Genomic DNA, 24,619 nt, shown 5'->3' on the forward strand with positions numbered 1-24,619 from the left:
AGATGGACCGGCCATGGAGGGTTTGGCCCGGTGCTTCGTCCTTTACTCTTCAAACAATTTAAATTCCGCCAGACGGGTCGCCTTGCCATTTGGCTGTGTAAAGAGAAGGCGGATCTTGCTGGTGCGCAGCCGCGGCCAGCGGGCGTCGGTGACGCCATTGGCGACCGGGCTGCCCCTGGGCGTTGCTATATCGCGCCAGTCGCCATCGACCCAGGCCTGGAGCCGGTAGCTTTGGGGAACCGCGAAACCCTTCCCGTCGGCGAAGAAAGCGAGTTCGGCGCGGACGAGGGCGACCGGATTGCCCAGGTCGATGGCATACCATTGAGCGGCCGGGGACGACGCCGACGACCAGCCGTTCGGCAGTTCTGGGAAGAACCATGTCCGCCCGTCGATCGCGTCGTGGATATTTTCGGCGTCGCTGTTGCTGGAGGCCGACCCGATCGGGAACTGGCCGCGCACCAGTTGCACCGCGCGGTTGATCGGGCGGGCGATGGCCGGGGTGGCGGCGCGCGCGACCGGGATTTCGACGCGGCCCAGCCTGTCGCGGCGGGCGACTTCCTTGCCATCCACTTCGATCGACAGGCCCTTGCCACGTTTGTAATGGCTGCCGTTGTCGTCCCATGTCACCGCGATCTTGTGGCCATGATAGGGCACGTCCTGCACCCGGAACCAGGCGAGGGCCTGACTGTCGGCCGCATCGGGCAGCAGCGGGTTCACCTCCAGCATATCGTCGGCGCGGGGGCGGATGCCGACCAGGCCAGTCAGGATCAGGTCATTGAAGCCGGAATGGAAATAATGGTGGCTGCGGTCGAGGCCGACGATCGGCTTGCCGGTTTCGGGGTGGTAATCCTCCTCGATGTCGAGGCGGCTTCCCTGATAGTGAAGCGCGGCATATTGGCGCAGCAGGCGCATATAGGCGCTGCGGGTGATGGGGCCAGTCGCCCTGGCATGGTCCAGCAGGTTGGCCATGCCGTGTAGTATCTGCGTGGTCTGATAGGGCCAGACCGGGCCGTTCCATTGGCATTCCGGGGCGGCGCCCAGGTAGCGATATTGCTGCATATAATATTCGTAGCTGGCCTCTACCGTGCGCATCCCCGCCTTGCCGGCGAGCGAGGCGGGGTCGAGCAGATGCGCCCAGGCGGCGGCATAGTGCGCGTTGTCGGGCACCAAGTCGAACATCCAGGGGAGATAGCCGACCAGCTCGCGGTTGCGGATCGGTTGCCAGTAGTTGACATGCTCATTCTTGCGCGACTGGTGGCGGTCGATGAAATGGGCGAGTTTTTCGCTCCACAGGTCGGCCAGCACGCGCTTTTGCAGGGCGTCGGCGCGGGCGGCATAGTCGGCGGCCATGGCTGTATTGCCCGCCATCGTCGCCATTTTGGCGAGCGCGCGGGCGTTTGCGAACATATAGCTGTTGACCGAGGGGCGGAAGGCGTCGCCGCCCCTGAACCCGTCCTTGCCGCCCGATGCGTCGATCGAGGAGACGGTATATTCGGTCGCATCGAGCAGCGGTTCGACGAAATAGAGTCCCTTGTCGAAGTCGTATTTGTCGTCCCAGAGGCGATAGATGTGGTTCATGACGGGCAGATGTTCGATCGCATCCGCGCGGTCGCCGTCTACGAGGAAGCGGCCCCAGACGCTGTCGGCCATATGATCGGTGAAGTGGCGATCATTGCCGCCGCTGCGATACATGAAATTGATATAATCGTCGGCGAAGCGCCGGTCGTTCAGCCAGCGGCCTTCGCCGATATGGAAGCCGCTGGCGTCGTTCAGGCTGGCATAGGGATGGCGTTGCCAATCGACATCGTCGGCAAATTCGGTGGTGATATAGCCGTCTGCGCCCAGATCGCGCTGATGCGCGCGAAAGACCTGCCAGCGATAATAATAGACCGCGTCGATCGCCGGGTCAGCCGATTCGAAGAAGGGGATGCGGTCCCGATACCAGGGCGCGTCATTGCCGAAGCGCTGGGCGGTGATGGCGGCCACGTCCATCGCGGGTTGCGGCGGCACCGCGCCGTTCCCGATGATCGCGGCCCCGGCCAGCAGCAGCATCTTCATGGCGCGCATCGCATCCTCCCTATCATCCACAAACAAATATGGCGGCCGTATCGGGACTGGAGAGAGTCCCGATACGGCCGCCAATCATGGGACGCGGCGAGGAGACGCCGCATCCCATGGGGCGCTTAGTCGAACTTGAAACGGACACCCAGAGCGAAGGTGCGGTCGATCAGCAGCGTGCTGGAGTTGAACTCGGTCGGGTTGCCGACATCGCCGAACTTGTAATAATCCTGCTGCTTCGCCTTGGTGATGTTTACGGCGTCGAAAGTGATGCCGATATCTTCGGTCAGGTTCAAGGTAAGCTGGAAGTCCAGGCTCTTTTCCGGGGCGCGCCACACGCCGATCGGGTTCGCAAAAGCGCGGGCTGCGTTGCCCTGAAGGAAACCCTTGCGCCATATATAGGACAGACGAGCACCGACCGGGCCTTTGTCGTAAGCAAGCGTGGCATTGTAGGACAGTTTCGACACGCCGAAGAAGGCGGACTTTGTCGTGCCCGTAATTTCGCCTTCATTGTTGACGACCGGAATGGTCTGTTCGGAATCCAGGATCGTCGCGCTGCCGGTAAAGCCCAGACCATCCAAGAAACGGGGCAGGTAGGACGGGAAGTAGGTCAGCCCCAGTTCCAGGCCCTTCAGCGTGCCGTTGGAGGCGTTGGCCGGACGGGTGATGTTGAAAAATTCGGTATAGGTTTCATTGCGCGGCAGATAGTTGTTCGGGACGAACTCCCGCACAGTCAGCGGTACGACCAAGCCGTTGATCTTACGCTGGAAGGCGGTGGCGTAGATGGCGCTGTTGCGTTCGAAATACCATTCGATCGCCAGGTCCATATTTTTCGAATGGGTGGCCCGCAGGTTGGCATTGCCCGCGGAGCCGGTGCCGAATCCGATGCGCGACAGATCGCCCGTCAGCGACAGGTTCGGGTTGAGGTCGCCAAAGGCCGGACGGCGCAGGACTTCGCCATAGTTGAAGCGGATGCGCAGATTGTCGGTGATATTGTAGCGCGCGGTAAACGACGGCAGGAATTTCTCCGAGCCGGTCGACACGGTGGTCTGCGCGAAATTGTTACCGCGGTCGAAATAGTCGTAGAGGGTGTCGATCGCGACGAAGCGCACGCCGCCCTGCAACTGGAGCGGCCGGCCGAAGATTTCCAGCTCGCCATCGGCCAGTATATAGGCGGCCAGATTGCTTTCGTTGATGCTGAACACGCGGCCGAAGGTCAACTGGTCCGACAGCAGCAGGCCGGGTGCGACAGCACGGTAGAGCTGACGCACGGCGTCCTTATTCATGCTGCGCGGGTCCGCCAGCACCCAACTGGTCGGGATATCGGCGCGGCCGTCGAAGAAGCCGGTATTGGTGAAGGGGCTGCCTTCGCCGAAGGCGTCTAGCGTACTGCCCAGGCCACCGGCGCCCTGATCGCGGACATAGCTGTCGGCATCGCGGTTGTCGTAGCGGAAGCCCGCCTTGATGCGGCGCAGGAAGCCTTCGTCCCACTTATATTCGCCGTCCAGCATCATGGTCAGCGCGCTGCCGGCCGTTTTAGTGCCGCTGTCGAACAGGTTGCCCACGGTCCACTTGCTGGCGTCGGTCAACACTTCCTGATTGCCGAAGCTGTAGGCGGGCAGGCCGCCGCCGGCGTTGAAATCGACATTCAGGTCGAGCGGGCCGCGATCGGTGCGGATGGCGAAGAAAGAGGTTTCGTTCTTGCTGTCCTGATAGGCGACGTCCGCCACGATCTTGCCGTTGCTGCCCACGTCCCACTTGGCGTTCAGAGCATAGACATAGCTGTCGGTGCGGTTGGTCGCCATGTCGCCACTGTTGAAGCCCGCGACCGAACCCATCTGGCGCGACTTGATGATGTTCGTGCCTTCATACAGTTCAAAGCTGTTGGCGACGTCCGTGGGCAGGTCGCCCCACCAGTCGGCGAAGCTGAAGTGCAGGCTGTTGAAGCTTTCTCCGCGGAAGCCGGTGTAGAAGACTTCGGCGGTATAGACCGAACTGTCATTGGGTGCCCACTGGAGCGCGGCGTTGATCGAGGGCCGCTCGCGCTTGCCATAGACGTCGGACGCGATGATCGCGTCACGAGACAGATAATAGGGCGTGTCGACGCCATTGATGTTCAATGTCGAACCCGGCGCGGTCGGTAGGCCCGCGTCGAGGCCGGGCGTCCAGTTTTCGTTCGTGGCGCCGGGGAAGATGCGCTGCAGCGGCGTAAGACCCGAACCGGCGGTCGGATTTTCCGTCGCGAACGGCACCATGGCGCCGGCCTGGAGATTCTGATTGCGGAACTGGGCCTTGGTATAGCTGGCGTTGACCAGGAAGCCGATGTCGCCGATGCCGGTTTCCCAGCGGTTGCTGACGAGCAGCGCCACGTTGGGATTCGCCTTATCCGCCAGTTCCGAATAGATGCCGCGCGCCAGGCCCGAAATGGTGAAGCCTTCGAAATCGAGCGGACGACGGGTCTGGACGTCGATCTGACCAGCGAGACCGCTTTCCAGTTGGTCGGCCGAGCGGGTCTTGTAGACGTCGACCTGCTTCACGAGGTTCGCGGAAATATCCTGCAACGCGAAAGACGTGCCCGCGGCGGTGAAGATGTTGCGGCCGTTGAGCGTGGTCAGCGGATCAGTCAGGCCGCGGATAGAGATGGTGGCGGCTTCGCCACCCGCCCGATCGGTGACCTGAATGCCGGTGACGCGCTGGAGCGCTTCGACGACATTGTTGTCGGGCAGCTTGCCGACGTCTTCCGATACGATCGAATCGACGATCTGGGTCGAATTTTTGCGGACGTTCAATGCGCCGACGATCGAGGCGCGGACGCCAGTGACGACGATGTCGGCGGCTTCGTCATCGGCCGCCGGCGGCGCGACGGAAGCTGGGGCGGTCTGGGCGTGGGCGGCGCCCGCCAGCATCAGCGCGAACATGGACGCGGAACCCAGTGCAATCGGCTTGATAGCCATTTCAAAATCCTCCCCTGGCGCTGGCCATCGGCCATGCATGAATTACTCTGACTAATTATTGCTCCGACAAATGAATCGCAAGCGGAATTTTGCAGTTCATTGCAGGGAAATTTCAGGGATGTGATATTATTGCCGCACAGCAGGGTTGCGCGGTTTTCCGGTATGTTTCCGTAAGGGTATGAATTGAAAAAGGGCGCCTCGCTTGTCGCGGGGCGCCCTTGGGCCATTGAATAGTCAGACTTATGCTGTCAGTCGATATGCCACCAAGCGCTCGAATCCCGGCTGGCGACCAGCGTCAACCCGGCTTCGGACAGGCCTATGGCCTTGCCCGGCACCGCGATGGATACGAAGCGAGCGGCGTGGAGAGCCTTCTCGTCGAAGCGGACGAACTGGCTGCGCAGATTGAAATCACCGCTCTTGCTGTCGGGTTGCAGGGTCAGCGATCCATCCTGGCCCGCGACCAGATAATGATCGGGCATCAATATGGGGGATAGCATGATGCTGCGGGCGCCGGCGCGGCCGGGCAGTTGGCGGAATTGGGTTTGCGCCAGCGACGGGTTGCCCGCGATCAGTTTCGTGCCGTCATGCGCCATCAGCCGCGTCGGGTCGGTGGACGAAATGAAGCGTTCGGGCAGGGGTCCATTGCCCACCGGCACGCCGAAATCGGGCGCGCCGTCAGCGGTGTAGTAAAGGCGCTGGACACGGGTGTGGCGGTCCGGGTTGAACAGCGGATCGCCCTGGATCGCTTCATAATCGCGGCCATGATAGACCAGGATGTCGCGGCCCTGTTCATCCACGGTGAAGCTGTTGTGGCCGGGGCCATAGACGCTGGTGGCCGTGTTGGTGACGAAGACCGGCTGGGGCGACTTGGCCCAGCTTTTGGCATCCAGCAGGTCCGCATTTTCGTCGGCCGTCAGCATCCCCAGGCAATAGCGCGCATCGGTGGCGCTGGCCGAATAGGTCATGAACAGGCGGCCGTTGCGGTGCAGGATGGCCGGGGCCTCGGCCACCTTGTAGCCGCGAATTTCCCAGTCGAGTGTCGGCACGGTCAGGCGGGTGACCTGACTGCCCAGCTTCAGCGGGGATTCCAGCTTGGCGATATAAAGGTTGCTGTTCGTTTCGATTCCCGGCTCGCGCTGCGCCCAGGCGAAATAGCGCACGCCCTTGTGGACGAAGCTGGTCGAATCGAGGTTGAAGCTGTCCCAGGGCGTTTCCAGTTCGCCCAGCAGGCTCCACTTGCCGGTCATCGGATCGGCGCCGTCGCAGATGACGGCATAGGTGCGGATGCGGAACACATCGTCGCCACCACCGCTGGGGCCGGCGGCGAAATACATGATCCACCGGCCGTCGATCTGGTGCAGTTCGGGCGCCCAGATGAAGCCGGAACGCGGTCCGTTCGCCTCGTGCCGCCACAGCACGGCCTCGGTCGCGGTGGTCAGGCCAGCGATCGTCTTTGACCGGCGTAGCACCAGCCGGTCATATTCGGGCACGGAGCCGGTAAGATAATAATAGCCGTCGTCGTGCCGGAACACCTGGGCGTCGGCGCGCTGCTTGACGAGCGGGTTGATCGGGCCGGGCGCGGTCGCCGGGGGCGATGCGGCGCGGGCGACGCCGGACGCGGCGGAGAGGGCGGCGGCGGTGCCGATGAAACCGCGGCGGGATAGGGCTAGGGACATCAGTGTCTCTCCGAAGGTGTTAGTCGGACTAATGGATTAATAGTGGGCTTGCGGCCAGCCATCGGCACCCCAGGTGACGGGGGCGATGCGCAGGGTGGGGGCACCGTTCGCCTGTTTGTCATAGGCGTGGTAGACGACATAGTCTTCGCCGTCCTTGTCGTGGAGCCAGCCCGCATGGCCGGGACCGCGGAATCGCTGCTGTTCCTGCAGATCGGCACGCAGGAAGATGGTGCCGCCGCCTTCCATCAGGGGGCTGCCATCCTTGCCCAGATAGGGGCCGGTGATCGCCTTCGATCGCCCCATAACGGTATAATAAGTGCTGTTCACGCCCTTGCAGCAATAGTCGTAGCTGACCATCAGCCAGTAATAGCCGCCATGGTCGATGATGAACGGCGCTTCGACCGGAGCAGGGCCGCCTGCGGGGGCGGGGCGGCGGGCGATACTGACCGGCTTGGCCTTCGCATCCTTAGGCTTGCCGGTCTTCGGGTCCAGTGCGAACAGCTTGATACCGGTCCAGAAGCTGCCGAGCGACAGCCAGTGGCGGCCCTCCCGGTCGATGATGAAATTGGGATCGATGGCGTTATAGTCGTCGTCCTTGGTGGACAGGACGACCAGCCCCTCGTCGCGCCAACCGTAATTTTTCGCCTTGGGGTCCAGCGTCGGGCTGGTGGCGAGGCCGATGGCGGAGCGGTTCGAACCGAAGGTCGAGACGGAATAATAGAGCCGATAGCGGCCGTTGACATAGGAAATGTCGGGCGCCCACATGCCGTCGCTGCCGGGGATCGCTTCCTTCGCCCAGGCAGGCAGCGCGGTGAAGATCGGATCGCCCGCGGTCCAGTGGATCAGGTCCGGCGAGGTGCGCGTCTCGATCAGCCGTTTGCCATGGCCGGTGCTGAACACATGATAGATATCGCCTTCGCGGGCGATGACCGGATCATGGGTGGGCACGAGGTCACCAGTCAGGCGGCTGCCCAGCGTGGGCGCGGCGGGCTGCGCCGCCGCTTGCGCGCAGATGGGGCCGGTCAGGAGGGCGAGGCCCAGCAATGTCACAAGCGTCTGCCGCTTCATGCGGGCCTCTCCATTCATCATCGCATCCAGGGGATTGGAGCGGGCGATGATTCCACCCGCCGCCCGCTCCAAACAGGTTATTGCAGTTCCAGCACCACCACCGATTTGGCCGGCAGCGTCACGGTCAGCGTGCCGCCGCTGACTTGCGCGCCGGTGAAGGCGACGGGCTTGACGGTTTCGGGCGCATCGAACGTGTTGTGGGCGTTCATTGCGCCGGCGGTCAGGATACGGCCGGTGACGCTGGCGGCATTCAGGCCGCCGAGCTTGACCGTGACCATGTTGGCCTGATTGGGATCAAGGTTGGACAGGCCGACATGGACCTTCCCATCCTTGCCCCGCACCGCAGAGCCGCTGACGGCCGGCATCACGAACTGGTCCTTATTATACCAGGGCGTGTCGATGCTGATCGGCAACACGGTCGCGTCCTGCCACGGCTTGTACATTTCGAAGACATGATAGGTGGGGGTGAGCACCATCTTCTTGCCGTCGGTCAGGATCATCGTCTGGAGGACGTTCACCATCTGCGCGATCGCGCTCATCTTCACCCGCTCGGCATGTTTGGCGAAAATGTCGAGATGGATCGACGCGACAAGCGCATCGCGCATCGTGTTCTGCTGGCGCAGGAAGCCGGGATGGGTGCCGGGGTCCTGCGCATACCAAGTGCCCCATTCGTCCACCGCTAGGAAGATGCGCTTGGCCGGGTCATACTTGTCCATGATGGCGGTGTGCTTGGTGATCAATTCATCCATGTGCACGGCTTTGGACAGGGTGTCGGCCCAGAGGGTCTCGTCGAAATTGACCGGATCGGCCTTGGGTGGCCAGCCGCCCTGGGGCAGGGTGTAATAATGGAGCGAAACGCCATCGAGCTGCGCGCCGGCTTCCCGCATCATCACTTCGGTCCAGTTGTAATCGTCGACATTGGCGCCCGCCGCGATCTTCAATATCTTGGTGCCGCTCGGCGCCTTGATGAAGGTGGCGTAGCGACGGGTGACGTCGGCGGCATATTCGGCGCGCATGTTGCCGCCGCAGCCCCACAGTTCGTTGCCTACGCCGAAATAGGGCACGGCCCAGGGTTCCTTATGGCCGTTCCTGGCGCGTTCGTCGGCCAGCGTGCCGGCGGGCGAGGTCATATATTCGACCCATTCGGCCATTTCCTGCGGCGTGCCGTTGCCGACATTGCCCGCGACATAGGCTTCCGCGCCGATCTGACGGATCAGTTCGAAAAATTCATGGGTGCCCACGATGTTGGGTTCGGTCACGCCGCCCCAATGGGTGTTGATCTTGACCGGGCGCTTGGCTTTGCCGCCAATGCCTTCACGCCAATGATATTCGTCGGCGAAGCAGCCGCCGGGCCAGCGCACGACGGGAACCGATAGATTCTTAAGCGCCGCAATCACGTCGTTGCGGAAACCGTTGGTGTTGGGGATCGACTTGTCGTTGCCGACCCACAGGCCACCATAGATGCCGTTGCCCAGATGTTCGGCGAACTGGGTGAAGATGCGCCTGTCATAGACCGGGCCGGGCTTGGCGGCGTCGATCGTGGCGGTCGTGGGCTTGCCGCCGGTGTCGGCGCTGGCGGGCTGCCAAACCAAGGCGCTGGCGCAGAACAGCAGCGCGCTGGCGGTGCGGCGCAGGGTCTTTGTCATGTCCGTCCTCTCCTGTTGATATCAGTCGTGAAATGCTTGCGTGGTCTGGCGCTTGCCGCGCAGGAAGGCGTCGGCGACCAGCCGCAGCGGGCTGGTGTCGACATCCGACCGGCCGCCCCGGATCAGCGTGGCGAAACGGGCGTAGAGACCGGCATATTCGACATCCTCGCCATGCTCGGTGCCGCTGGGCAGGGTCAGCACCGCGCCGCCCTGCGCCAGTTTCAGCGTGCCGGCGTCGGTTTCGACCATGATGTCCCAGCTTTGCGGCCCGGTCTGACGCCAGTCGAGATCCATATGGATCGCCGCGCCCGCGGTATCGCGAAAGCTGAGGTCCGCGGCGATCGGCGCGGCGCGATTTTCCGGCAGCACCAGCGTCGCGTCCTTCAGGAAGAAGGGACGCGGCAAGATATGGGTGACGATCGACAGCGCGTTGATGCCGGGATCGAAGACGCCGAGGCCGCCGGGCTGCCAGATCCAGGCCTGGCCCGGATGCCAGACGCAGACATCCTCGCGCCAGACGATCGATACCTTCTCGATCTTGCGCTCGGCCAGCCAGGCGCGTGCCGGGGCGACCCCGGCGGCGAAGCGGCTGTGCCAGGCGGCGAACAGGCTGACGCCGACCTTGTCGGCCTGGACCTTGAGCGCCTCCACCTCTGCCAGAGTCGCGCTGGGCGGCTTTTCCAGGAAGAGGTGGACGCCCTTCGTCAGCGCCTGCGCCGCCAGGTCGTAACGGACCTGGGGCGGGGTGCAGAGGGCGATCGCGTCCACCGCCGGACCCTGGGCGAGCAGATCGTCCAGGCTGGCATGGTGCGGCACGCCGTCCAGCCCGGCATCATGCGGGCTGACGGTCGCGGCCAGGCTAAAGGCGCTATTGCCCCGGATTGCGGGTACATGCTGATCGCGCGCGATCTTGCCTATGCCCACGATCGCGATACGGATCGGGTCCATCTGTGTCAGAGCGCCTGGACAGCGACCTGGACAGCTGGCGCGCGTTGTAGCGGATTGCGCACCGGCAGGGTGAAGGGGGCAGCGAGGATTTCGAATACATCGCCTTCCTGCGGTGCGATGCCGTCGCTGAAGGACAGGGTGGCCGTGCCGAAGAAATGGACATGCACGTCGCCCGCGCGGCGGAACAGGTCATATTTGAAATGATGATGTTCCAGATTGGCGAAACTGTGCGACATATTGCCTTCGCCCGACAGGAACGGCTTTTCCCAGATCACTTCGCCATCGCGCAGGATGCGGCTCGACCCTTCGATATGATCGGGCGGCGTGCCGACCAGCAGTTCCGGGCCGAGTGCGGCCTGGCGTAGCTTGGAGTGGGCGAGCCACAGATAATTGTGCCGCTCGGTCACATGGTCGCTGAACTCGTTGGCGAGCGCGAGGCCGAGGCGATAGGGCGTGCCGTCTTCGCCGATGATGTAGACGCCGGCGATTTCCGGCTCCTCGCCGCCATCCTGGGCGAAGGCGGGCATGGTCAGCGGATCGGTCGGGCCGACCAGTTGCGACCCGTCGCCCTTGTAAAACCATTCGGGCTGCTGGCCGGTTTCGCCAGCGGCAGGCTTGCCGCCTTCCAGACCTTCCAGGAACATGCGCATCGAATCGGTCTGCTTCTCGGCGGCAGCGGCTTCGCGGTGCATCTTGTCGCGACCCTCGGCGGAACCCAGATGAGTGAGGCCGGTGCCGGTCAACTGGACATGCGCGTCATCGTCATGATCGATGGGGGCGAGCAGGCGGTTGGCTTCGAACTCGGCGGCGATATCCACGGCATCGCCTTGGCCAGCGGCTGCGACCGCGGCGGCGAGGCTGATCTTCTGCGCGATCGCATGGAGCGCCAGCGCGCGGATCGTGGCGAAGCCCGGCACGACATAAGCGGCGTCGCCCTGCGCGGCGATGACCGTCCGCTCGCCACTGTCCGAACGGTGCTGCAACAGGCGCAATGTCATGAAACTCTCCTCCCGCGCGCCTGGAAACGGCGCTCAATCCAAACCACAAGCGTCCAGCCGCACGCCCGACCATCGTCCGGTTGGGCGATGCGGCGGCGGTGAATCTGCTAATTACTCCGACATATTACAGGATGATGGTAATGGCAATGCTTGTATTATAGGGACGGATATGCCTGATTGGGGAAAGGCGAGAGGAGCGGAAATGGTGAAGGAAAATCCGTCTTTGCATAGCGATGAGACGGACAATAGCGGCGGAGCCAAAGCGGTTCGGGGTCCGGGGCGGCGGTTGCACGGCGCGATCGCGCACAAGCTGGGCATGGCGATCTTGTCCGGCCAATATCAGCCGGGCGACGTGCTGTCGGGCGAAGTTGCTTTCGCCGAAGAATTGGAAGTGTCGCGCAGCGCCTATCGCGAAGCGATCCAGGTGCTGACAGCCAAGGGGCTGGTCGAAAGCAGGCCCAAGGCGGGCACCCGTGTCCTGCCGCGCAACCGCTGGAACCTGCTCGACCCCGAAGTGCTGGCCTGGGCCTTTGCCGGCGAGCCGGACATCCAGTTCGTGCGCGACCTGTTCGAACTGCGCGCCATCGTCGAGCCGGCCGCCGCGCGGCTGGCGGCGCAGCGCCGTGACAAGGAGGATCTGCGGATCATGAAGGACGCGCTTGCCGCGATGCGCCGCCACACGCTGGCGACCGAGGCGGGGCGGGCGGCTGACCGCGATTTCCACAATGCGATCCTGCACGCGACGCGCAACGACGCGCTGCTGGTGCTGACCGCCAGCATCGGCGCGGCGGTGAACTGGACGACGCAATATAAACAGCGCGCCCGCGCTTTGCCGCGCAACCCGATTCCCGACCATGTCCGCGTCTATGACGCGATCGCCGCGGGCGATCCCGCGGCCGCGGCGGAGGCGATGGGCGTGCTGGTCGATCTGGCGCTGGAGGATACGGCGAGCGCGATGGAGCGATGAAAAAAAGAGGTTTGCCAAAATAAAAAGGCCGGAGCGGATATGCCGCTCCGGCCCTTTTTGCCATCCGAAGTGCGACCCTCGGCCCGTTATGCTTCGACCTGCTGGTCCGGCAGCGCATTGGTCGTCTTCGACCCCCAGAGCGCATAGAAGAGGATGTAGAGTTCGCAGATCGCGGTCAGCAGGAAGCTGGTCTGCAGGCCGTAATGGTCCGCCAGCCAGCCCTGCACCACGACCAGCGCGCCGCCGGCGATCGCCATGATGAGCAGGCCCGAACCTTCTTCGGTCAGCGGGCCAAGCCCTTTAATGCCGAGCGTGAAGATGGTCGGGAACATGATCGAATGGAACAGGCCGACCAGGATCAGCGACCACATGGCGACCGGGCCGGTGGTGAAGACCGTGACCAGCATCACGATGAACGCGCCGATCGAGAAGGCGGCGAGGACATGGCCCGCATCGAACTTCTGCATGATCGCAGACCCCGCGAACCGGCCTACCATCATGCCGCCCCACAGGAAGGTGAGATAACGGCCCGCCTGCTCGTGGGTCAGGTTGGCGATGTCTGGCTGGCTGACGAAGTTGACGAACAGGTTGGCGACGCCGATTTCGGCGATCAGGTAGATGAAGATCGCCGGGATGCCGAACACCAGGTTGCGATGGTTCCAGAGCGAATGTTTCTTGCGCTCTTCCTTGTTGTGGCGCTGCGTCGCATTGCCCATGGCGGGCAAGGGAAAGCGGGCGATGACGATGGCCAGCACCGCCAGCACGGCCGCGACGATCACATAGGGCAGGATCACGGACTGGGCGTCGGCCAGCCGTTCGGCCTGGGTCAGGACGACATCGCCCTGCGCCGTGCCGCCCTTGGACCGGCCCAGGATCAGATAGGCGCCGAACAGCGGCGCCAGCATCGTGCCGGCCGAGTTCATCGCCTGCACCAGATTGAGCCGCGACGAGGCGGTTTCGGGCTTGCCGACGATCGCGACATAGGGGTTGGCCGCGACCTGCAGCAGGGTGATGCCGCTGGCGATGACGAACAGCATGACCAGGGTTACGCCATAGGAGGGGATCGACGCTGCGACCGTCATGCCCAGCGCGCCGGCCGCCATGATGAGCAGGCCGATGACCAGCGACTTCTGGTAACCGACCCGTTCGATCAGCTTGGCCGATGGGATCGACGCCACGAAATAGGCGATGAACCAGACCGATTCGATCAGGGTCGTCTGGGTGTAGCTCAGCTCGAACACGCTGCGCAGATGCGGCAGCAGCGTGTTGTTGATGACGGTGATGAAGCCCCACATGAAGAAGAGGCTGGCCAGCAACGCCAGCGCCGGGCCGTAGCGCGTGCCGGGATTGTGCGTCGCGGTTACGCCCGCGCCTGATGAGATCGGTCCTGCCATTCATCCTTCTCCACTGCAGTTCCAGCAGCGGGCCGCCCGATCAAGGGTTGCGCCCGCTTATTTTGTCGGAGTATATCTCCCTCAACCGCCCGTCAATGGGCGCAGCTACTGGGAGGAAGTCCATGCGAAAGGTCGTCGATTTGAAAACAGCGTTGTCACCCGCTGTCGGTCTGTATGCGCTGGCGCTCACGCTCGCAAGCGGCACGGCTATGGCGGCCGACGCCAGCCGCGCGCCGGCTGGCACCGCCAATGGCGCGGCGGTCGAGGCGATCACGCTGAAGAATGGCGCGGGTGTCTCCGCGACGATCCTGACCTACGGCGCGACGCTTCAGTCGCTGTCCGGTCCCGGCAAGGATGGTCAGATCGCCGACGTGCTGCTCGGCTATGACGACCTTAAGGGCTATGTCGATTTCCCCAATTATTTCGGCGTGACCGTCGGCCGCTATGCGAACCGTATCGCGGGCGGCAAATTCAGCCTCGACGGCAAGGCCTATCAGTTGCCGCTCAACGACAAGGTCAACACGCTGCATGGCGGCGGCAAGGGCTTCGACAAGCAGGTGTGGAAGGTCGTGTCGCTCAAGAGCGGCCCCAAGGCCAGCCTGGTGCTGGGCCTGACCAGCCCGGACGGCGATTCGGGCTATCCCGGCAAACTGGACGTGACCGTCACCTATACGCTGGATGAAAGCGGCAACCTCGGCATCGCCTTCGACGCGAAGACCGACAAGCCCACCATCGTCAACATGACCAACCACGCCATCTTCAATCTTCAGGGCGAAGGGTCGCCCGACGGCGCGATGGGCCATATGCTGACGATCCCGGCGAAGGCCTATACGCCGGTCGACGCCAACCTGATCCCCACCGGCGCATTGAAGCCGGTCGAAGGCGGTGTGTTCGATTTCCGTGCGCCCCGCCGCGTCGCCGACGGCCTGCGCGACGGTCGCGATGCGCAGATCATCGCCGGTCGCGGCTACGACCATAATTTCGCGCTGGACAAGGGGCTGACGAAGAAGCCCGAACTGGCCGCGCGGCTGGAGGACCCTGTGTCGGGTCGCGTGCTGGACGTGCTGACGACCGAACCGGGCGTGCAATTCTATACCGGCAATTTCCTGGACGGCACCCTCATCGGCAAGGGCAGCCATGTCTATCGCATGGGCGACGGCATCGCGCTGGAGCCGCAGAAATTCCCCGATGCGCCTAACCAGCCCGGTTTCGTGTCGGCGCGCGTCGATCCCGGCAAGCCCTATCATCATGAGATGGTCTATCGCCTGTCGGTGGTGCGCTGATGCCGGAGTGGCGGCTGATCGACCGCGCCGTCGCGGACAGTTTGGGGGAGGGGACGCTCTGGTCGGCGCGCGATAACGCCGTCTACTGGGTCGATATCCTCGCGCCAGCGCTCAACCGCTTGTCGCTGGAGAGCGGCGCGGTCGATCGGTTCGCCATGCCCGAACCGCTGGGCTGGGTGGCGGAGCGGGAGGCTGGCGGCTTCATCGGCGGCTTCCAAAGCGGCTTTGCCGAAATCAGCCTCGATCCGCTGGCCGTCACGCCGTTCGGCGACCCGGAACCGCATTTCCCCGGCAACCGGATGAATGACGGCAAAGCGGATGCGCAGGGCCATATCTGGTGCGGCACGATGGAGATGGCGGAGGCGCATGACCGTGGCGCGCTCTACCGGCTCGCGCCGGATCGTAGCTGGACTGTGGTGGACAGCGACTATCGCGTGCCCAATGGCCCCGCTTTCTCGCCCTGCGGGACATGGCTCTATCATAGCGATACGGCCAAGCAGCAGATGTACCGCTTTCGCCGGACCGAGCATGGCGCGACCGGGCGGGAACCTTTCATCCGGTTCGGCGATGCGGATGGCTATCCCGACGGCATGACCGTGGATGCGGACGGCCATATCTGGGTCGCCCATTGGGGCGGTAGCCGAATCAGCCGTTTCACGCCCGAAGGCAGGCTGGACCGCGCCATCGCCCTGCCGGCGCGGCAGGTGACCAACATCACTTTCGCCGGGCCAAATCTCGACCGCATGTTCGTCAGCTCGGCGACCGTGGGGCTGGACGATCCGACCGAATATGATGGCGGGTTCTTCGAGGTGGAGAGCGGTGCGCGCGGCCTGCCGACCAACCTGTACGCAGGTTGATTATGGCCCATTGGCGCTGAGTGGGGCGTGGCCGTCAGATGATGGCCGCGCCTTTTCCGTTTTTACCGATCAAAGTCGGTTGCGTCGCGCGCGCTTATCCTCTAGAGCGCCAGGACAGCGTTGTCATGGCCTCTCCAAAGTCGGGCGACGCTGCGATCCCGGACGGCCTCTTGATGAACTGCACGCATCATTGGCCGTCCGGGGCGATTTCCCCCTCTGCTTCCCATCGTTCGCATATCGGTCAATGGCCATGCCATCGGGACGCGACGCCGATCGGCTTCCATAGGTCCGGACCCAGCAGCGATAGCGCCACGCCCAAGCTGGCGCTAAGGAAACAAGCGGCAGCCAGCAGCAACTGCGTCGGCGTGATCGCACTGGACTGACGGACGAGCGCGCGCAGTTCCGCGCCCTGCGGCGCGAGGCTGGCGATCAGCGCGAGGCCCAGCAACCGCAGGCCGATCTGCGCGGCGGGGCGGGGATGCCAATTGACCATGAGCCGTGCGCCTCCGTCATCGGGAAGGCGCGTTATCTATCGGTCGACGTAGGGGGTTTCGAGAGCGGGAAAAGCCGGGCGGCGTAGAAATAGCGTAGAAATGGACGGCTATTTCCGCCGCCACCGCCGGAACAGCGACACGCCCAGTACGCCGCCGCCCACCACCGCCGCGATCGCGCCGCCCGCCGACGCCAGCGCCCAGGCGCCGGCCGCCAGCAGGCCCGTCAGGAAATCGACGATGATGAGCGTGAGATGGATCATGTCAGGGACAAGAGGGAGCTATTGCCCCAATTCCTTGGCTTCCTGATATTTGAGTTCAAGAAAACGGTTCTGCGTCGCCAACTTGTCGAGATCGCCGCTGGCCAATGTCTCGCTCATCCGGCCGATTTCGGCGTCGATCACGGATAGCCCGTCGACCAGTTGCTTTTCCGGCACGCGACCGTTCCGCTCTTCACGCCGCAGCGGCTGGGGGATAGATTGATAGCCAGTGACCAGTTCGGGCAGATGATCGGCCAGCAGGCGGCGAATCTCCTGCGCGGCCGGTTCCTGATCGTTCAACCGCTCCAGTTGCGGCGCCAATATCTCCAGCTTCACGCCGATGCTGTCGACCAGGGTGATGGCGGGGGAGGGCAGGGCCTTGCGCTGGTTTTCCAGCCAGATTTCGGTCTTGAGCGGCAGGGCGGTCAGTTCGGTCGCGGCCAGCGCCTCCGTCTTCACCCGGCTTTTCGTCGGCATAAGCGCGATCAGCAGCAGCGCAGCAATCATCACGCCCAGCGCGATCATGACGCCGGTGGTGCCCAGCGGCAGGATGAACCCGGCCACCGCGCTGGCCAGCAGGATCGCCAGCACCGCCCAGAAGGCATATTTGACCTTGCGCATCAGCCCGGCATTGCGCCGCTGCCGCGCGCGGGCGGACAGGCTCTGCCCGCGCGCGCTATGGCGGCGCAGCACGGCTTCGGCATCGGCCAGGACGCGGTCGGATCGGCTCACAAGCTTCTCTCCGGGAAGAGGGGGAGCATGTCTTTCATCCCTCGATCGCGCTCAGCAGCGGATTGTCGGCGCGGACTTCCTTGGCGGCCTGGGCCTGGCCTTCCGCGCGGGCGATATAGCCTTTGGACTTTTCCACTTCGCCCGACAGGGTGTTCACCGTCGTCTTCATATTCTCCAGCGCCTTCAGCTTGAAGGCGTCGATATTGTCCATCGTGTCGTAGATATTCTGGAAGGCGCGCTGGAGCGTCTCGATCGGGATCGTGCTGCTGGCGGCCTGTTCGTGGATCTGCGCGGTCTGGCTTTTCAGCAATTCGCCGGTGCGATCGATCATGTTGGCGGTCGTGGTGTTGAGCGCGCTGATCTGTTCCAGCACCAGCCTTTGCCCGGCCAGCGCCTGCGCCACCGTCACCGCCGTGCGCAGCGCCGCGACGGTCGTGGTGCTGGCGCGATCGACGCCCTTGACCAGTTCGACATTATTCTTCTTGACCAGATCCAGCGCCAGATAGCCCTGCACCGTCACCGCCATCTGCGTCAGCAGATCCTGCGTGCGCTGGCGGATATAGAAGAGCGCACTTTCGCGGATCGCCTTGGCCTTGGTCGGGTCGGTCGAATCCAGTTCCAGCGCCTTGGCTTCCAGCCGCGCATCCATCGTCTTGCTGATATGGATCATCTGCTCCAACCGGCCCATGGTCTGCCACATATTCTGGCGTTCCACGTCGATCGCGGCATTGTCCTTGATGAGGACATCCTTACCGCTGGCCAGCGACCCCAGGATCGCATTGATATGGCCCTGCGCGCTCTTGTAGCCGTCGAAATAGTCGCGCATCTTGTTGCCGAACGGAATGATCCCGAACAGCTTCTTGGGCGCCAGCAGATTGCCGCGCTTGCCCGGATCGAGATCCTCTACCGTGCGGCGCAGTTCGGCCAGGTCCGCGCCGACCTTCGTATCGCTGTCCATGGCGCGCACGGGGCGATCGAGGAAGCGGTTGGAATGGCCCGCGGCCTCGGCGATTTCCTTGCGGCCCATATTGGTCAACTGGTCGATCCGCGCGCCGAATTCGGGCGAATTGGCGTCCTGCGCAACGAGGTCCGCAACGAAGGCGTCGACCTTCTCGTCCAGCTTCGACTTTTTCTCATCCTCGATAGGTACGAGGCCGGACGCCTTTTCGGGCGCGACCACCGGCACCGGATCGGGCGGGGTCAGGTTGAGCGCGTCAGCGGTAACGGTCGTGGTGGGCGCGGTCGTGGCCATATCGTCTCCCAACGGCATTGCGAACCAGCTGTCATATGTGACTATAACAGTGGCGGTTCAATGGCGAATATGGCCCGGTCCCGCGCCCGATGCAATCAGCGCGCGCCTTGCGCGTAATAGCGCTCCATGTCGAGCCGCATCTGGTGCAGCGCCTCCGGGTTCAGATAGACCATATGGCCAGCCGGATAATATTTGAACTGGAGGTTCTGGCGCAGCGCCGGCTCCAGCATCATGTGTTTGAGGTCGCGCTCGGTCGAGAAGAAGGGCGTCGCCATATCGTACCAGCCGTTCAGGGACAGCACGCGCAGATGCGGGTTGGTGCGCATCGCGGCGGAAAGGTCGGCGGTCACGTCCGCGACATTCTGCTTGCCGCCTTCGGGGGGCGTATGGCTCCAGTCCCATTTGAAGTCGCCGCCTTCGCGCGCGCTCAGGCGATAGTTGAGGTCGGTCTTATAGCCGATCTGGCGCGTCACCTGATCCAGGAAACTGCCGACATAAAGGCCGGTAATGCCGGTGCTGGACGGATCAAATTCCGGTTCCTCGCCCGCCGCGTCGGCGTCGATCCCCTTGTAGCGGCTGTCGAAGCGGCCGATCGTCTCATGCCCGTCGCGCAGCAATTCCTTGCGGAAGCGGCTGAGGCTGACGCGCAGATTGGCGCGCTTGAGATAATCGACCGACAGGCCGGTGAAGCGGCTGAGTTGCTGGGCGATCGCGTCGGTTTCCTGAGGGGTGATGTCGGACCCTTTGAGCAGCGCGGTAGCATAGGGGCCGTTGGCGAAGACGCGCGATTCCTCGACGAACGCCTCCAGGCTTTCGGGACGGCCGCCCGGCACGCGGTTATGATACCAGGCGGTCGCGGCATAGCTGGGGATATAGCCGATATGGATCGTGTCGAAGCCCGACTGGCGCACGCCATAATTCATGATCGACGACAGCAGCACGACGCCGTTCAGCGCCAGGCCACGATCCTCCAGTTGATAGGCGAGCGCCCCGGACCGGGTCGTGCCATAGCTTTCGCCGAAAATATATTTGGGCGACGCCCAGCGGCCATTCTTGGTCGTGTAGCGGATGATCGCCTTGGCGAAGGCGTCCACATCGCCATCGACGCTGTAGAAATCGGACGGCTTGGCATCGCCCAATATGCGCGAATAGCCCGACCCGATCGTGTCTAGGAACACCATGTCGGTGCTGCCGATCAGACTGTCATTGTTCGGGCCGACATCGAAGGGGGCGGGCTTGACCGCTTCGGGATTGCCGGTGCGCACATGTTCGGGCGCGAAGCTGCCCATGCGCAGCGAGAGCGACGACGAACCGGGGCCGCCATTATAGAAGAAGGTGACGGGACGGTTCTTACCCGTCGCCGTATAGGCAGTGTAGAACATGCTCGCGACCGGTTTGCCCTTTTCATCGCGGATGGTGAGCGTGCCGGCGGTCTGGGTATAGGGGATGGCCTTCCCATCGACGCGGGCCGTGCCCTTGCTGCTCTGCGTCACTTCCTCGACCGGGGCGCTGGCCCAGTTGGCTGCGACATCTTCGGCGACCTTGTCGGCATGTTGCTTCGCGGCGTCGGGCGCATCCTTCTGCGCGAAGGCGGGAGAGGCGAGAGCAATGAGCGAAGCGAAAGCGACGGTGGCGGCAGACCGCATGAGGGGTAAGCTCCTTGGCGACAGGCTATATTATTGGCGACGCGCGGCACCATAGGAATGTCGGCGCGAGGGGCAAGGGGATATTGCATTGATGTAAAGCAGGGCAAGCGGCGTTCACCGCCGCTTCGGTCGCGTGCTATCCTTGTCTACCGACCGATGTTCCGGCCGCCCTTGCCGCATCGCGTCATTTCCTGTAGGGGCGCGCCCGAAGCCTCTGCGTGACCTTGTGTCGGCGTGGACGAACCCATATCCCGAAGGCAAGACATGTCCCTGCGTAATATCGCGATCATCGCGCACGTCGATCACGGCAAAACCACCCTCGTCGATCAGCTTTTCCGCCAGTCCGGCACCTTTCGCGACAATCAGCGCGTCGAAGAGCGCGCGATGGACAGCAACGACCTTGAAAAAGAGCGCGGCATCACCATCCTGGCGAAGCCCACCTCGGTCGAGTGGGAGGGCACCCGCATCAACATCGTCGATACGCCCGGCCACGCCGACTTCGGCGGTGAAGTCGAGCGTATCCTCTCGATGGTCGACGGCGTCGTCCTGCTGGTCGATTCGTCGGAAGGCGCGATGCCGCAGACGAAGTTCGTGACCGGCAAGGCGCTGGCGCTGGGCCTCAAGCCCATCGTAGTCGTCAATAAAGTCGACCGTCCCGACGAGCGTATCCAGGAAGTGCTGGACGAAGTGTTCGACCTGTTCGTGTCGCTCGACGCGACCGACGAGCAACTCGACTTCCCCGTCCTCTACGCATCGGGCCGCAACGGCTATGCGAATGAAGATCCCACGCTGCGCGCGGGCACGCTCAAGCCGCTGTTCCAGAAGATCGTCGATCACGTTCCCGCGCCCGCCGTGGAAGTCGAAGGCGTGCCCTTCACCTTCCTGGTGACGTTGCTTGACCGTGACAATTTCCTGGGTCGCATCCTGACCGGCCGCGTGACCAGCGGTTCGGTGAAGGTGAACCAGGCGATCCATGCGCTCGACATGGACGGCAAGGTGATCGAAACCGGCCGTGCATCCAAGATCATGGCCTTTCATGGCCTGGACCGCGTGCCTGTCGAAGAAGCCAAGGCGGGCGACATCATCTCGCTCGCGGGCCTGGCCGTCGCGACCGTCGCCAACACGATCGCCGACACGTCGGTGACCGAACCGATCCAGGCCCAGCCGATCGATCCGCCGACGCTGTCGATGCGCTTTGCCGTGAACGATTCGCCCATGGCCGGCCGCGAAGGCACGAAGGTGACGAGTCGCATGATCCGCGATCGTCTGGCCCGCGAAGCTGAATCGAACGTCGCCGTGAAGGTTACGGAAAGCGCCGACAAGGACAGTTTCGAAGTCGCCGGCCGTGGCGAACTCCAGTTGGGCGTGCTGATCGAAACCATGCGCCGCGAAGGCTTCGAACTCTCCATCAGCCGCCCGCGCGTGCTGTTCGGCGAGGACGAGAATGGCGGCAAGACCGAGCCCTATGAAACCGTCATGATCGACGTGGACGATGAATTTTCCGGCACGGTCGTCGAGAAGATGAACATCCGCAAGGCCGAGATGACCGACATGCGTCCTTCGGGCGGCGGCAAGACCCGCATCACCTTCTCCGCGCCGTCGCGCGGCCTGATCGGCTATCATGGCGAATTCCTGTCCGACACGCGCGGCACCGGCATCATGAACCGCCTGTTCGAGAAGTACGGCCCGCACAAGGGCAATATCGAAGGCCGCAAGAATGGCGTCCTCATCTCCAACGGCGCGGGCGAAGCCAATGCCTATGCGCTGGGTCCGCTCGAAGAACGCGGCATCCTGATGGTCGGCGTTGGCGAAGCGCTCTATGAAGGCATGATCATCGGCCAGAACGCCAAGCCGGACGATCTGGAAGTCAACCCGATGAAGAGCAAGGCGCTCACCAACTTCCGCGCATCGGGCAAGGACGACGCCGTCCGCCTGACTCCGCCCTGGAAGCTGACGCTGGAGCAGGCGATCGCCTATATCGACGATGATGAACTGGTCGAAGTGACGCCCAAGACCATCCGTCTGCGCAAGCGCTACCTCGACCCGAACGAGCGCAAGCGCATGAGCCGTTCCAAAGCGGCGTAAGTCATCCAGTTCCTTCCCGGCACGGGGAGGTGGCGGGCCGAAGGCCCGGCGGAGGGGGCGGGCGGCAACGCACCGCCCCCCAATCAATTTACAGGAGTCTGCATATGGCCGACCTCTATCTCAAGGCGCTGACATCAGAGCGCCGGGCTCTCTGGGCCGAATGTCGCCTGAAAGGACTGGCCAAGGACACGGCACAGCGCCAGCGCATCGTCGAAATCGACGCGCTGCTCGCGGCGCATAAGGCCAAGCAGGGCGGCGCGAAACCGGGCGCCTGAGTCGGCGACGGACCGTCACCGTCCATCCGCATTGCGTCTTCGCGTCCTATCGTGTCACTTTGGGGTCGGTGCAAACCGAATCGCAACCTTAAATGGTGAATGATGATGTGGGTGGCTGAGCCTTCCCGTCCGGTCGTTCGTTGAACCGGCAGGCGGCTCACGCAGGAGGAATGATGAAGTGGCGGAAACCCTTCCGGCCTTGAGCGAGGGGGAAAAGCAGTGTCTGCGTCTGGTGGCGCAGGGCTTCAATTCCAAGGAAATCGCGCGCCAACTGCATGTGTCGGAGCATACGGTTGATCAGCGCGTGCGCACCAGCCTGCGCAAGTTCGGCGTGCCTTCGCGCAAGGAAGCCGCTCGCCTGTTTATTTCGGTTGAGCAACTATCGCCCCAAAGTGACACATATCAGCCCCTGATATATCAATCGGAGCGGCTTGCCTCCGATCCCGAACCTGGGTCATCCCTTGCTCAGCCGGACAGGCTGGATGAGCAGACGAAGCACAAAACGCTTCTGCGCCGCATCCTCGCCTTCGGCCCGCCGCTAGGGGGATCGACCAATGAACTGAGTATCGATGGCCGCATATTGGCGATGATCCGGGCCGCTGTGCTGACCGGAGTCGGTGTCGTCGCTTTGCTGCTGCTCATTCGCGGGGCCTTTACGGTCCTGGGCTGATCTGTCCCAAATCGCCATGCTGAAAGACGTACCGCTCTGTGAAAAGGGTGTCGTGCGAAGGAGATGACTTGTGCTCAACCTCGATTCCATCAAGACCCAGGCCGTCGCCGATCAGACCCGCCAGGCTTTTGCCGCGCTGGATAATGCGCTGGTCGATGCCGCGCAGTTGACCACCGCCTTCCTCACCGCGTCGCAGGGATCGGGGCTGACCGCCAGCGAGAGCCAGCGCATCCTCAAGCAGATCCACGACAGCGCGACCAAGATCATCGAAGGCCGCAGCGACATGGTCCGCGCCACCGCGCTGCTGACCCGCTGCGTCGAACGCAGCCAGCACGAAGTGACGGCCTTTGGCTGCCCCATCGGCCTGGAGCTCGAACAGCGCGAAACCGCGCGTCACCTGACCCTGGTCGCCTGATCAGGGCGAAAGCCGTCGGCATCCGCATGACCATTGCCCTCCCTCTCAATCGGAAATGCAGATGCTGGCGGCTTTCTTCTGGCTCTTGATGCTGATGACCTGCGCCTTCGCCGTCTGTTTCGGCGGGCGCGAAGGGCGACTGCTGGTCGTGATTTCGGTCACGGCCGCGCTGCTCAGCATCCCTGCGCAACTCGCCGGCTCATGGCACGCCACTCAATATTGGCTTCTGATCGTGGATATGGCGACCTTTGCGGCGCTGCTATGGCTGATGCTGGGCAGCAACCGCTATTGGCCGATCTGGGTCGCTGCCTGCCAATTGATGACGGTGCTGACCCATGTTGTCACCCTGTTGCGCCCCGATTTCCCGGACATGATCTATGCGGGCCTCAGCACGGTCTGGGTGATCCCGCTGATGCTGTTCGCCATCATCGGCATCGAACTCGACCGGAAGGCGTCGCATGACCGTGCATATCCCGCCTGACCGCCACATGCCCAGCCAGGAAGCGGTCGACCTGGTGGTCGCGCTGCAACGATGCCTGACCAATTTTCACGCGCGGCAGGAAGAGCCCGCGATACTGGACGGCGAGGGGAGCGACCAACGCCCCGCGCTGGCTCGCTATGTCGAAACGCGGCGGATGCGGTCGATGCTATTTGGGCATGACCTGTTCGCCGATCCGGCCTGGGACATATTGCTGCTGCTTTATCAGGCGGAACTAGAAGGCGGCGGGCTGACGCTGGAGCAGATGAGCGAAACGCTGCGCCTGTCGCTCAGCGTCGTCGTCGGTCAGGTCGGTGTGATGGAACGGCGCGGCCTGCTGGGACTGTCAGGATTTCCGTGTGTGGCCGGGCATAATGGGTAACAAGGAGTCCCACTATGTCACGACGCAAAGAGCCTGCCATACCGAATGAGCTTCTCGATCAGCTTTTGGCGGGCGGCGCTGCCA

At 63.4% G+C, this 24,619-nt stretch carries 22 protein-coding genes; 9 read left to right on the forward strand and 13 right to left on the reverse strand.

Annotated elements, in window-relative coordinates:
* Positions 1–42: 42 nt before the first annotated feature.
* The 7 genes from EWH12_RS06435 to araD1 all read right to left on the reverse strand — a co-directional run bounded on the left by EWH12_RS06435 (position 43) and on the right by araD1 (position 11,348).
* Positions 43–2,067, reverse strand: coding sequence for an MGH1-like glycoside hydrolase domain-containing protein (locus EWH12_RS06435; protein WP_129926056.1), 2,025 nt, complete (start codon positions 2,065–2,067; stop codon positions 43–45).
* A gap of 116 nt (positions 2,068–2,183) precedes the next feature.
* A complete protein-coding gene (locus EWH12_RS06440) occupies positions 2,184–5,012 on the reverse strand; it encodes a TonB-dependent receptor (protein WP_129926057.1) in 2,829 nt (942 codons plus the stop codon).
* Positions 5,013–5,260: 248 nt separating this feature from the next.
* The gene (locus tag EWH12_RS06445; RefSeq protein WP_129926058.1) at positions 5,261–6,688 is read right to left on the reverse strand and encodes a glycoside hydrolase family 43 protein; all 1,428 of its coding nucleotides are present in this window, start codon (positions 6,686–6,688) and stop codon (positions 5,261–5,263) included.
* A 36-nt stretch (positions 6,689–6,724) separates the two neighbouring features.
* Positions 6,725–7,756 carry an arabinan endo-1,5-alpha-L-arabinosidase gene (locus EWH12_RS06450; RefSeq protein ID WP_129926059.1) on the reverse strand — a complete coding sequence of 344 codons (1,032 nt, stop codon included), beginning with the start codon at positions 7,754–7,756 and terminating at the stop codon, positions 6,725–6,727.
* Between the two features lie 77 nt (positions 7,757–7,833).
* A complete protein-coding gene (locus tag EWH12_RS06455) occupies positions 7,834–9,402 on the reverse strand; it encodes an alpha-N-arabinofuranosidase (protein WP_129926060.1) in 1,569 nt (522 codons plus the stop codon).
* Positions 9,403–9,423: 21 nt separating this feature from the next.
* Complete coding sequence (locus EWH12_RS06460; RefSeq protein WP_129926061.1) at positions 9,424–10,350, reverse strand: Gfo/Idh/MocA family protein; 927 nt, start codon at positions 10,348–10,350, stop codon at positions 9,424–9,426.
* Between the two features lie 5 nt (positions 10,351–10,355).
* Complete coding sequence (araD1, locus tag EWH12_RS06465) at positions 10,356–11,348, reverse strand: AraD1 family protein (RefSeq protein ID WP_129926062.1); 993 nt, start codon at positions 11,346–11,348, stop codon at positions 10,356–10,358.
* 202 nt (positions 11,349–11,550) lie between these two features.
* On the opposite strand from araD1, the gene EWH12_RS06470 reads away from it, so the two are divergent.
* Positions 11,551–12,315 carry a FadR/GntR family transcriptional regulator gene (locus tag EWH12_RS06470; RefSeq protein ID WP_207212368.1) on the forward strand — a complete coding sequence of 255 codons (765 nt, stop codon included), beginning with the start codon at positions 11,551–11,553 and terminating at the stop codon, positions 12,313–12,315.
* A gap of 86 nt (positions 12,316–12,401) precedes the next feature.
* Here EWH12_RS06470 and EWH12_RS06475 read toward each other — a convergent pair whose 3' ends face one another.
* Positions 12,402–13,709: a sugar MFS transporter gene (locus EWH12_RS06475; RefSeq protein ID WP_129926063.1), complete on the reverse strand. Its 1,308-nt coding sequence runs from the start codon at positions 13,707–13,709 to the stop codon at positions 12,402–12,404.
* Between the two features lie 122 nt (positions 13,710–13,831).
* Between EWH12_RS06475 and EWH12_RS06480 the strand changes: the two genes are divergently transcribed.
* Positions 13,832–14,992 carry an aldose epimerase family protein gene (locus tag EWH12_RS06480; protein WP_129926064.1) on the forward strand — a complete coding sequence of 387 codons (1,161 nt, stop codon included), beginning with the start codon at positions 13,832–13,834 and terminating at the stop codon, positions 14,990–14,992.
* A complete protein-coding gene (locus EWH12_RS06485; RefSeq protein WP_066605873.1) occupies positions 14,992–15,849 on the forward strand; it encodes an SMP-30/gluconolactonase/LRE family protein in 858 nt (285 codons plus the stop codon). The genes EWH12_RS06480 and EWH12_RS06485 overlap by 1 nt, the downstream gene beginning before the upstream one ends.
* A gap of 241 nt (positions 15,850–16,090) precedes the next feature.
* On the opposite strand, the gene EWH12_RS06490 is transcribed toward EWH12_RS06485, so the two are convergent.
* The 5 genes from EWH12_RS06490 to EWH12_RS06505 all read right to left on the reverse strand — a co-directional run bounded on the left by EWH12_RS06490 (position 16,091) and on the right by EWH12_RS06505 (position 20,230).
* Complete coding sequence (locus EWH12_RS06490) at positions 16,091–16,342, reverse strand: hypothetical protein (RefSeq protein WP_066605870.1); 252 nt, start codon at positions 16,340–16,342, stop codon at positions 16,091–16,093.
* A gap of 108 nt (positions 16,343–16,450) precedes the next feature.
* Positions 16,451–16,603, reverse strand: coding sequence for a hypothetical protein (locus EWH12_RS22180; protein ID WP_165363574.1), 153 nt, complete (start codon positions 16,601–16,603; stop codon positions 16,451–16,453).
* A gap of 18 nt (positions 16,604–16,621) precedes the next feature.
* Positions 16,622–17,332, reverse strand: coding sequence for a hypothetical protein (locus tag EWH12_RS06495; RefSeq protein WP_129926065.1), 711 nt, complete (start codon positions 17,330–17,332; stop codon positions 16,622–16,624).
* Between the two features lie 34 nt (positions 17,333–17,366).
* Positions 17,367–18,584 carry a toxic anion resistance protein gene (locus EWH12_RS06500; protein ID WP_129926066.1) on the reverse strand — a complete coding sequence of 406 codons (1,218 nt, stop codon included), beginning with the start codon at positions 18,582–18,584 and terminating at the stop codon, positions 17,367–17,369.
* 95 nt (positions 18,585–18,679) lie between these two features.
* Positions 18,680–20,230, reverse strand: a complete 1,551-nt coding sequence (locus tag EWH12_RS06505) for a S10 family peptidase (RefSeq protein ID WP_129926067.1) — start codon at positions 20,228–20,230, stop codon at positions 18,680–18,682.
* 264 nt (positions 20,231–20,494) lie between these two features.
* On the opposite strand from EWH12_RS06505, the gene typA reads away from it, so the two are divergent.
* The 6 genes from typA (at position 20,495) to EWH12_RS06530 (ending at position 24,535) form a co-directional block, all read left to right on the forward strand.
* Complete coding sequence (typA, locus tag EWH12_RS06510; RefSeq protein WP_066605859.1) at positions 20,495–22,315, forward strand: translational GTPase TypA; 1,821 nt, start codon at positions 20,495–20,497, stop codon at positions 22,313–22,315.
* Positions 22,316–22,419: 104 nt separating this feature from the next.
* Positions 22,420–22,590 (forward strand): hypothetical protein, encoded by a 171-nt coding sequence (locus tag EWH12_RS22185; RefSeq protein ID WP_165363575.1) that lies wholly within the window; start codon positions 22,420–22,422, stop codon positions 22,588–22,590.
* 178 nt (positions 22,591–22,768) lie between these two features.
* Positions 22,769–23,260, forward strand: coding sequence for a helix-turn-helix domain-containing protein (locus EWH12_RS06515; protein WP_066605856.1), 492 nt, complete (start codon positions 22,769–22,771; stop codon positions 23,258–23,260).
* 70 nt (positions 23,261–23,330) lie between these two features.
* A complete protein-coding gene (locus EWH12_RS06520) occupies positions 23,331–23,675 on the forward strand; it encodes a hypothetical protein (protein WP_129926068.1) in 345 nt (114 codons plus the stop codon).
* A gap of 61 nt (positions 23,676–23,736) precedes the next feature.
* The gene (locus EWH12_RS06525; RefSeq protein WP_129926069.1) at positions 23,737–24,156 is read left to right on the forward strand and encodes a hypothetical protein; all 420 of its coding nucleotides are present in this window, start codon (positions 23,737–23,739) and stop codon (positions 24,154–24,156) included.
* Positions 24,134–24,535, forward strand: coding sequence for an ArsR family transcriptional regulator (locus tag EWH12_RS06530; RefSeq protein WP_129926070.1), 402 nt, complete (start codon positions 24,134–24,136; stop codon positions 24,533–24,535). Before EWH12_RS06525 ends, EWH12_RS06530 begins: the two co-directional genes overlap by 23 nt.
* Positions 24,536–24,619: the final 84 nt, after the last annotated feature.

The sequence above is a fragment of the Sphingobium cupriresistens genome (assembly GCF_004152865.1).
GTDB lineage: Bacteria > Pseudomonadota > Alphaproteobacteria > Sphingomonadales > Sphingomonadaceae > Sphingobium > Sphingobium cupriresistens.

Bases quoted from the DNA above. Each gene is read 5' to 3' on its own strand.
- typA (WP_066605859.1), top strand. From the start codon at position 20,495: ATGTCCCTGCGTAATATCGCGATCATCGCGCACGTCGATCACGGCAAA.
- EWH12_RS06530 (WP_129926070.1), top strand. From the start codon at position 24,134: ATGACCGTGCATATCCCGCCTGACCGCCACATGCCCAGCCAGGAAGCG.
- EWH12_RS06460 (WP_129926061.1), bottom strand. From the start codon at position 10,350: ATGGACCCGATCCGTATCGCGATCGTGGGCATAGGCAAGATCGCGCGC.
- EWH12_RS06475 (WP_129926063.1), bottom strand. From the start codon at position 13,709: ATGGCAGGACCGATCTCATCAGGCGCGGGCGTAACCGCGACGCACAAT.
- EWH12_RS06455 (WP_129926060.1), bottom strand. From the start codon at position 9,402: ATGACAAAGACCCTGCGCCGCACCGCCAGCGCGCTGCTGTTCTGCGCC.
- EWH12_RS22180 (WP_165363574.1), bottom strand. From the start codon at position 16,603: ATGATCCATCTCACGCTCATCATCGTCGATTTCCTGACGGGCCTGCTG.
- EWH12_RS06485 (WP_066605873.1), top strand. From the start codon at position 14,992: ATGCCGGAGTGGCGGCTGATCGACCGCGCCGTCGCGGACAGTTTGGGG.
- EWH12_RS06490 (WP_066605870.1), bottom strand. From the start codon at position 16,342: ATGGTCAATTGGCATCCCCGCCCCGCCGCGCAGATCGGCCTGCGGTTG.
- EWH12_RS06445 (WP_129926058.1), bottom strand. From the start codon at position 6,688: ATGTCCCTAGCCCTATCCCGCCGCGGTTTCATCGGCACCGCCGCCGCC.
- EWH12_RS06480 (WP_129926064.1), top strand. From the start codon at position 13,832: ATGCGAAAGGTCGTCGATTTGAAAACAGCGTTGTCACCCGCTGTCGGT.
- EWH12_RS06500 (WP_129926066.1), bottom strand. From the start codon at position 18,584: ATGGCCACGACCGCGCCCACCACGACCGTTACCGCTGACGCGCTCAAC.
- EWH12_RS06450 (WP_129926059.1), bottom strand. From the start codon at position 7,756: ATGAAGCGGCAGACGCTTGTGACATTGCTGGGCCTCGCCCTCCTGACC.
- EWH12_RS22185 (WP_165363575.1), top strand. From the start codon at position 22,420: ATGGCCGACCTCTATCTCAAGGCGCTGACATCAGAGCGCCGGGCTCTC.
- EWH12_RS06505 (WP_129926067.1), bottom strand. From the start codon at position 20,230: ATGCGGTCTGCCGCCACCGTCGCTTTCGCTTCGCTCATTGCTCTCGCC.
- araD1 (WP_129926062.1), bottom strand. From the start codon at position 11,348: ATGACATTGCGCCTGTTGCAGCACCGTTCGGACAGTGGCGAGCGGACG.
- EWH12_RS06525 (WP_129926069.1), top strand. From the start codon at position 23,737: ATGCTGGCGGCTTTCTTCTGGCTCTTGATGCTGATGACCTGCGCCTTC.
- EWH12_RS06435 (WP_129926056.1), bottom strand. From the start codon at position 2,067: ATGCGCGCCATGAAGATGCTGCTGCTGGCCGGGGCCGCGATCATCGGG.
- EWH12_RS06440 (WP_129926057.1), bottom strand. From the start codon at position 5,012: ATGGCTATCAAGCCGATTGCACTGGGTTCCGCGTCCATGTTCGCGCTG.
- EWH12_RS06470 (WP_207212368.1), top strand. From the start codon at position 11,551: ATGGTGAAGGAAAATCCGTCTTTGCATAGCGATGAGACGGACAATAGC.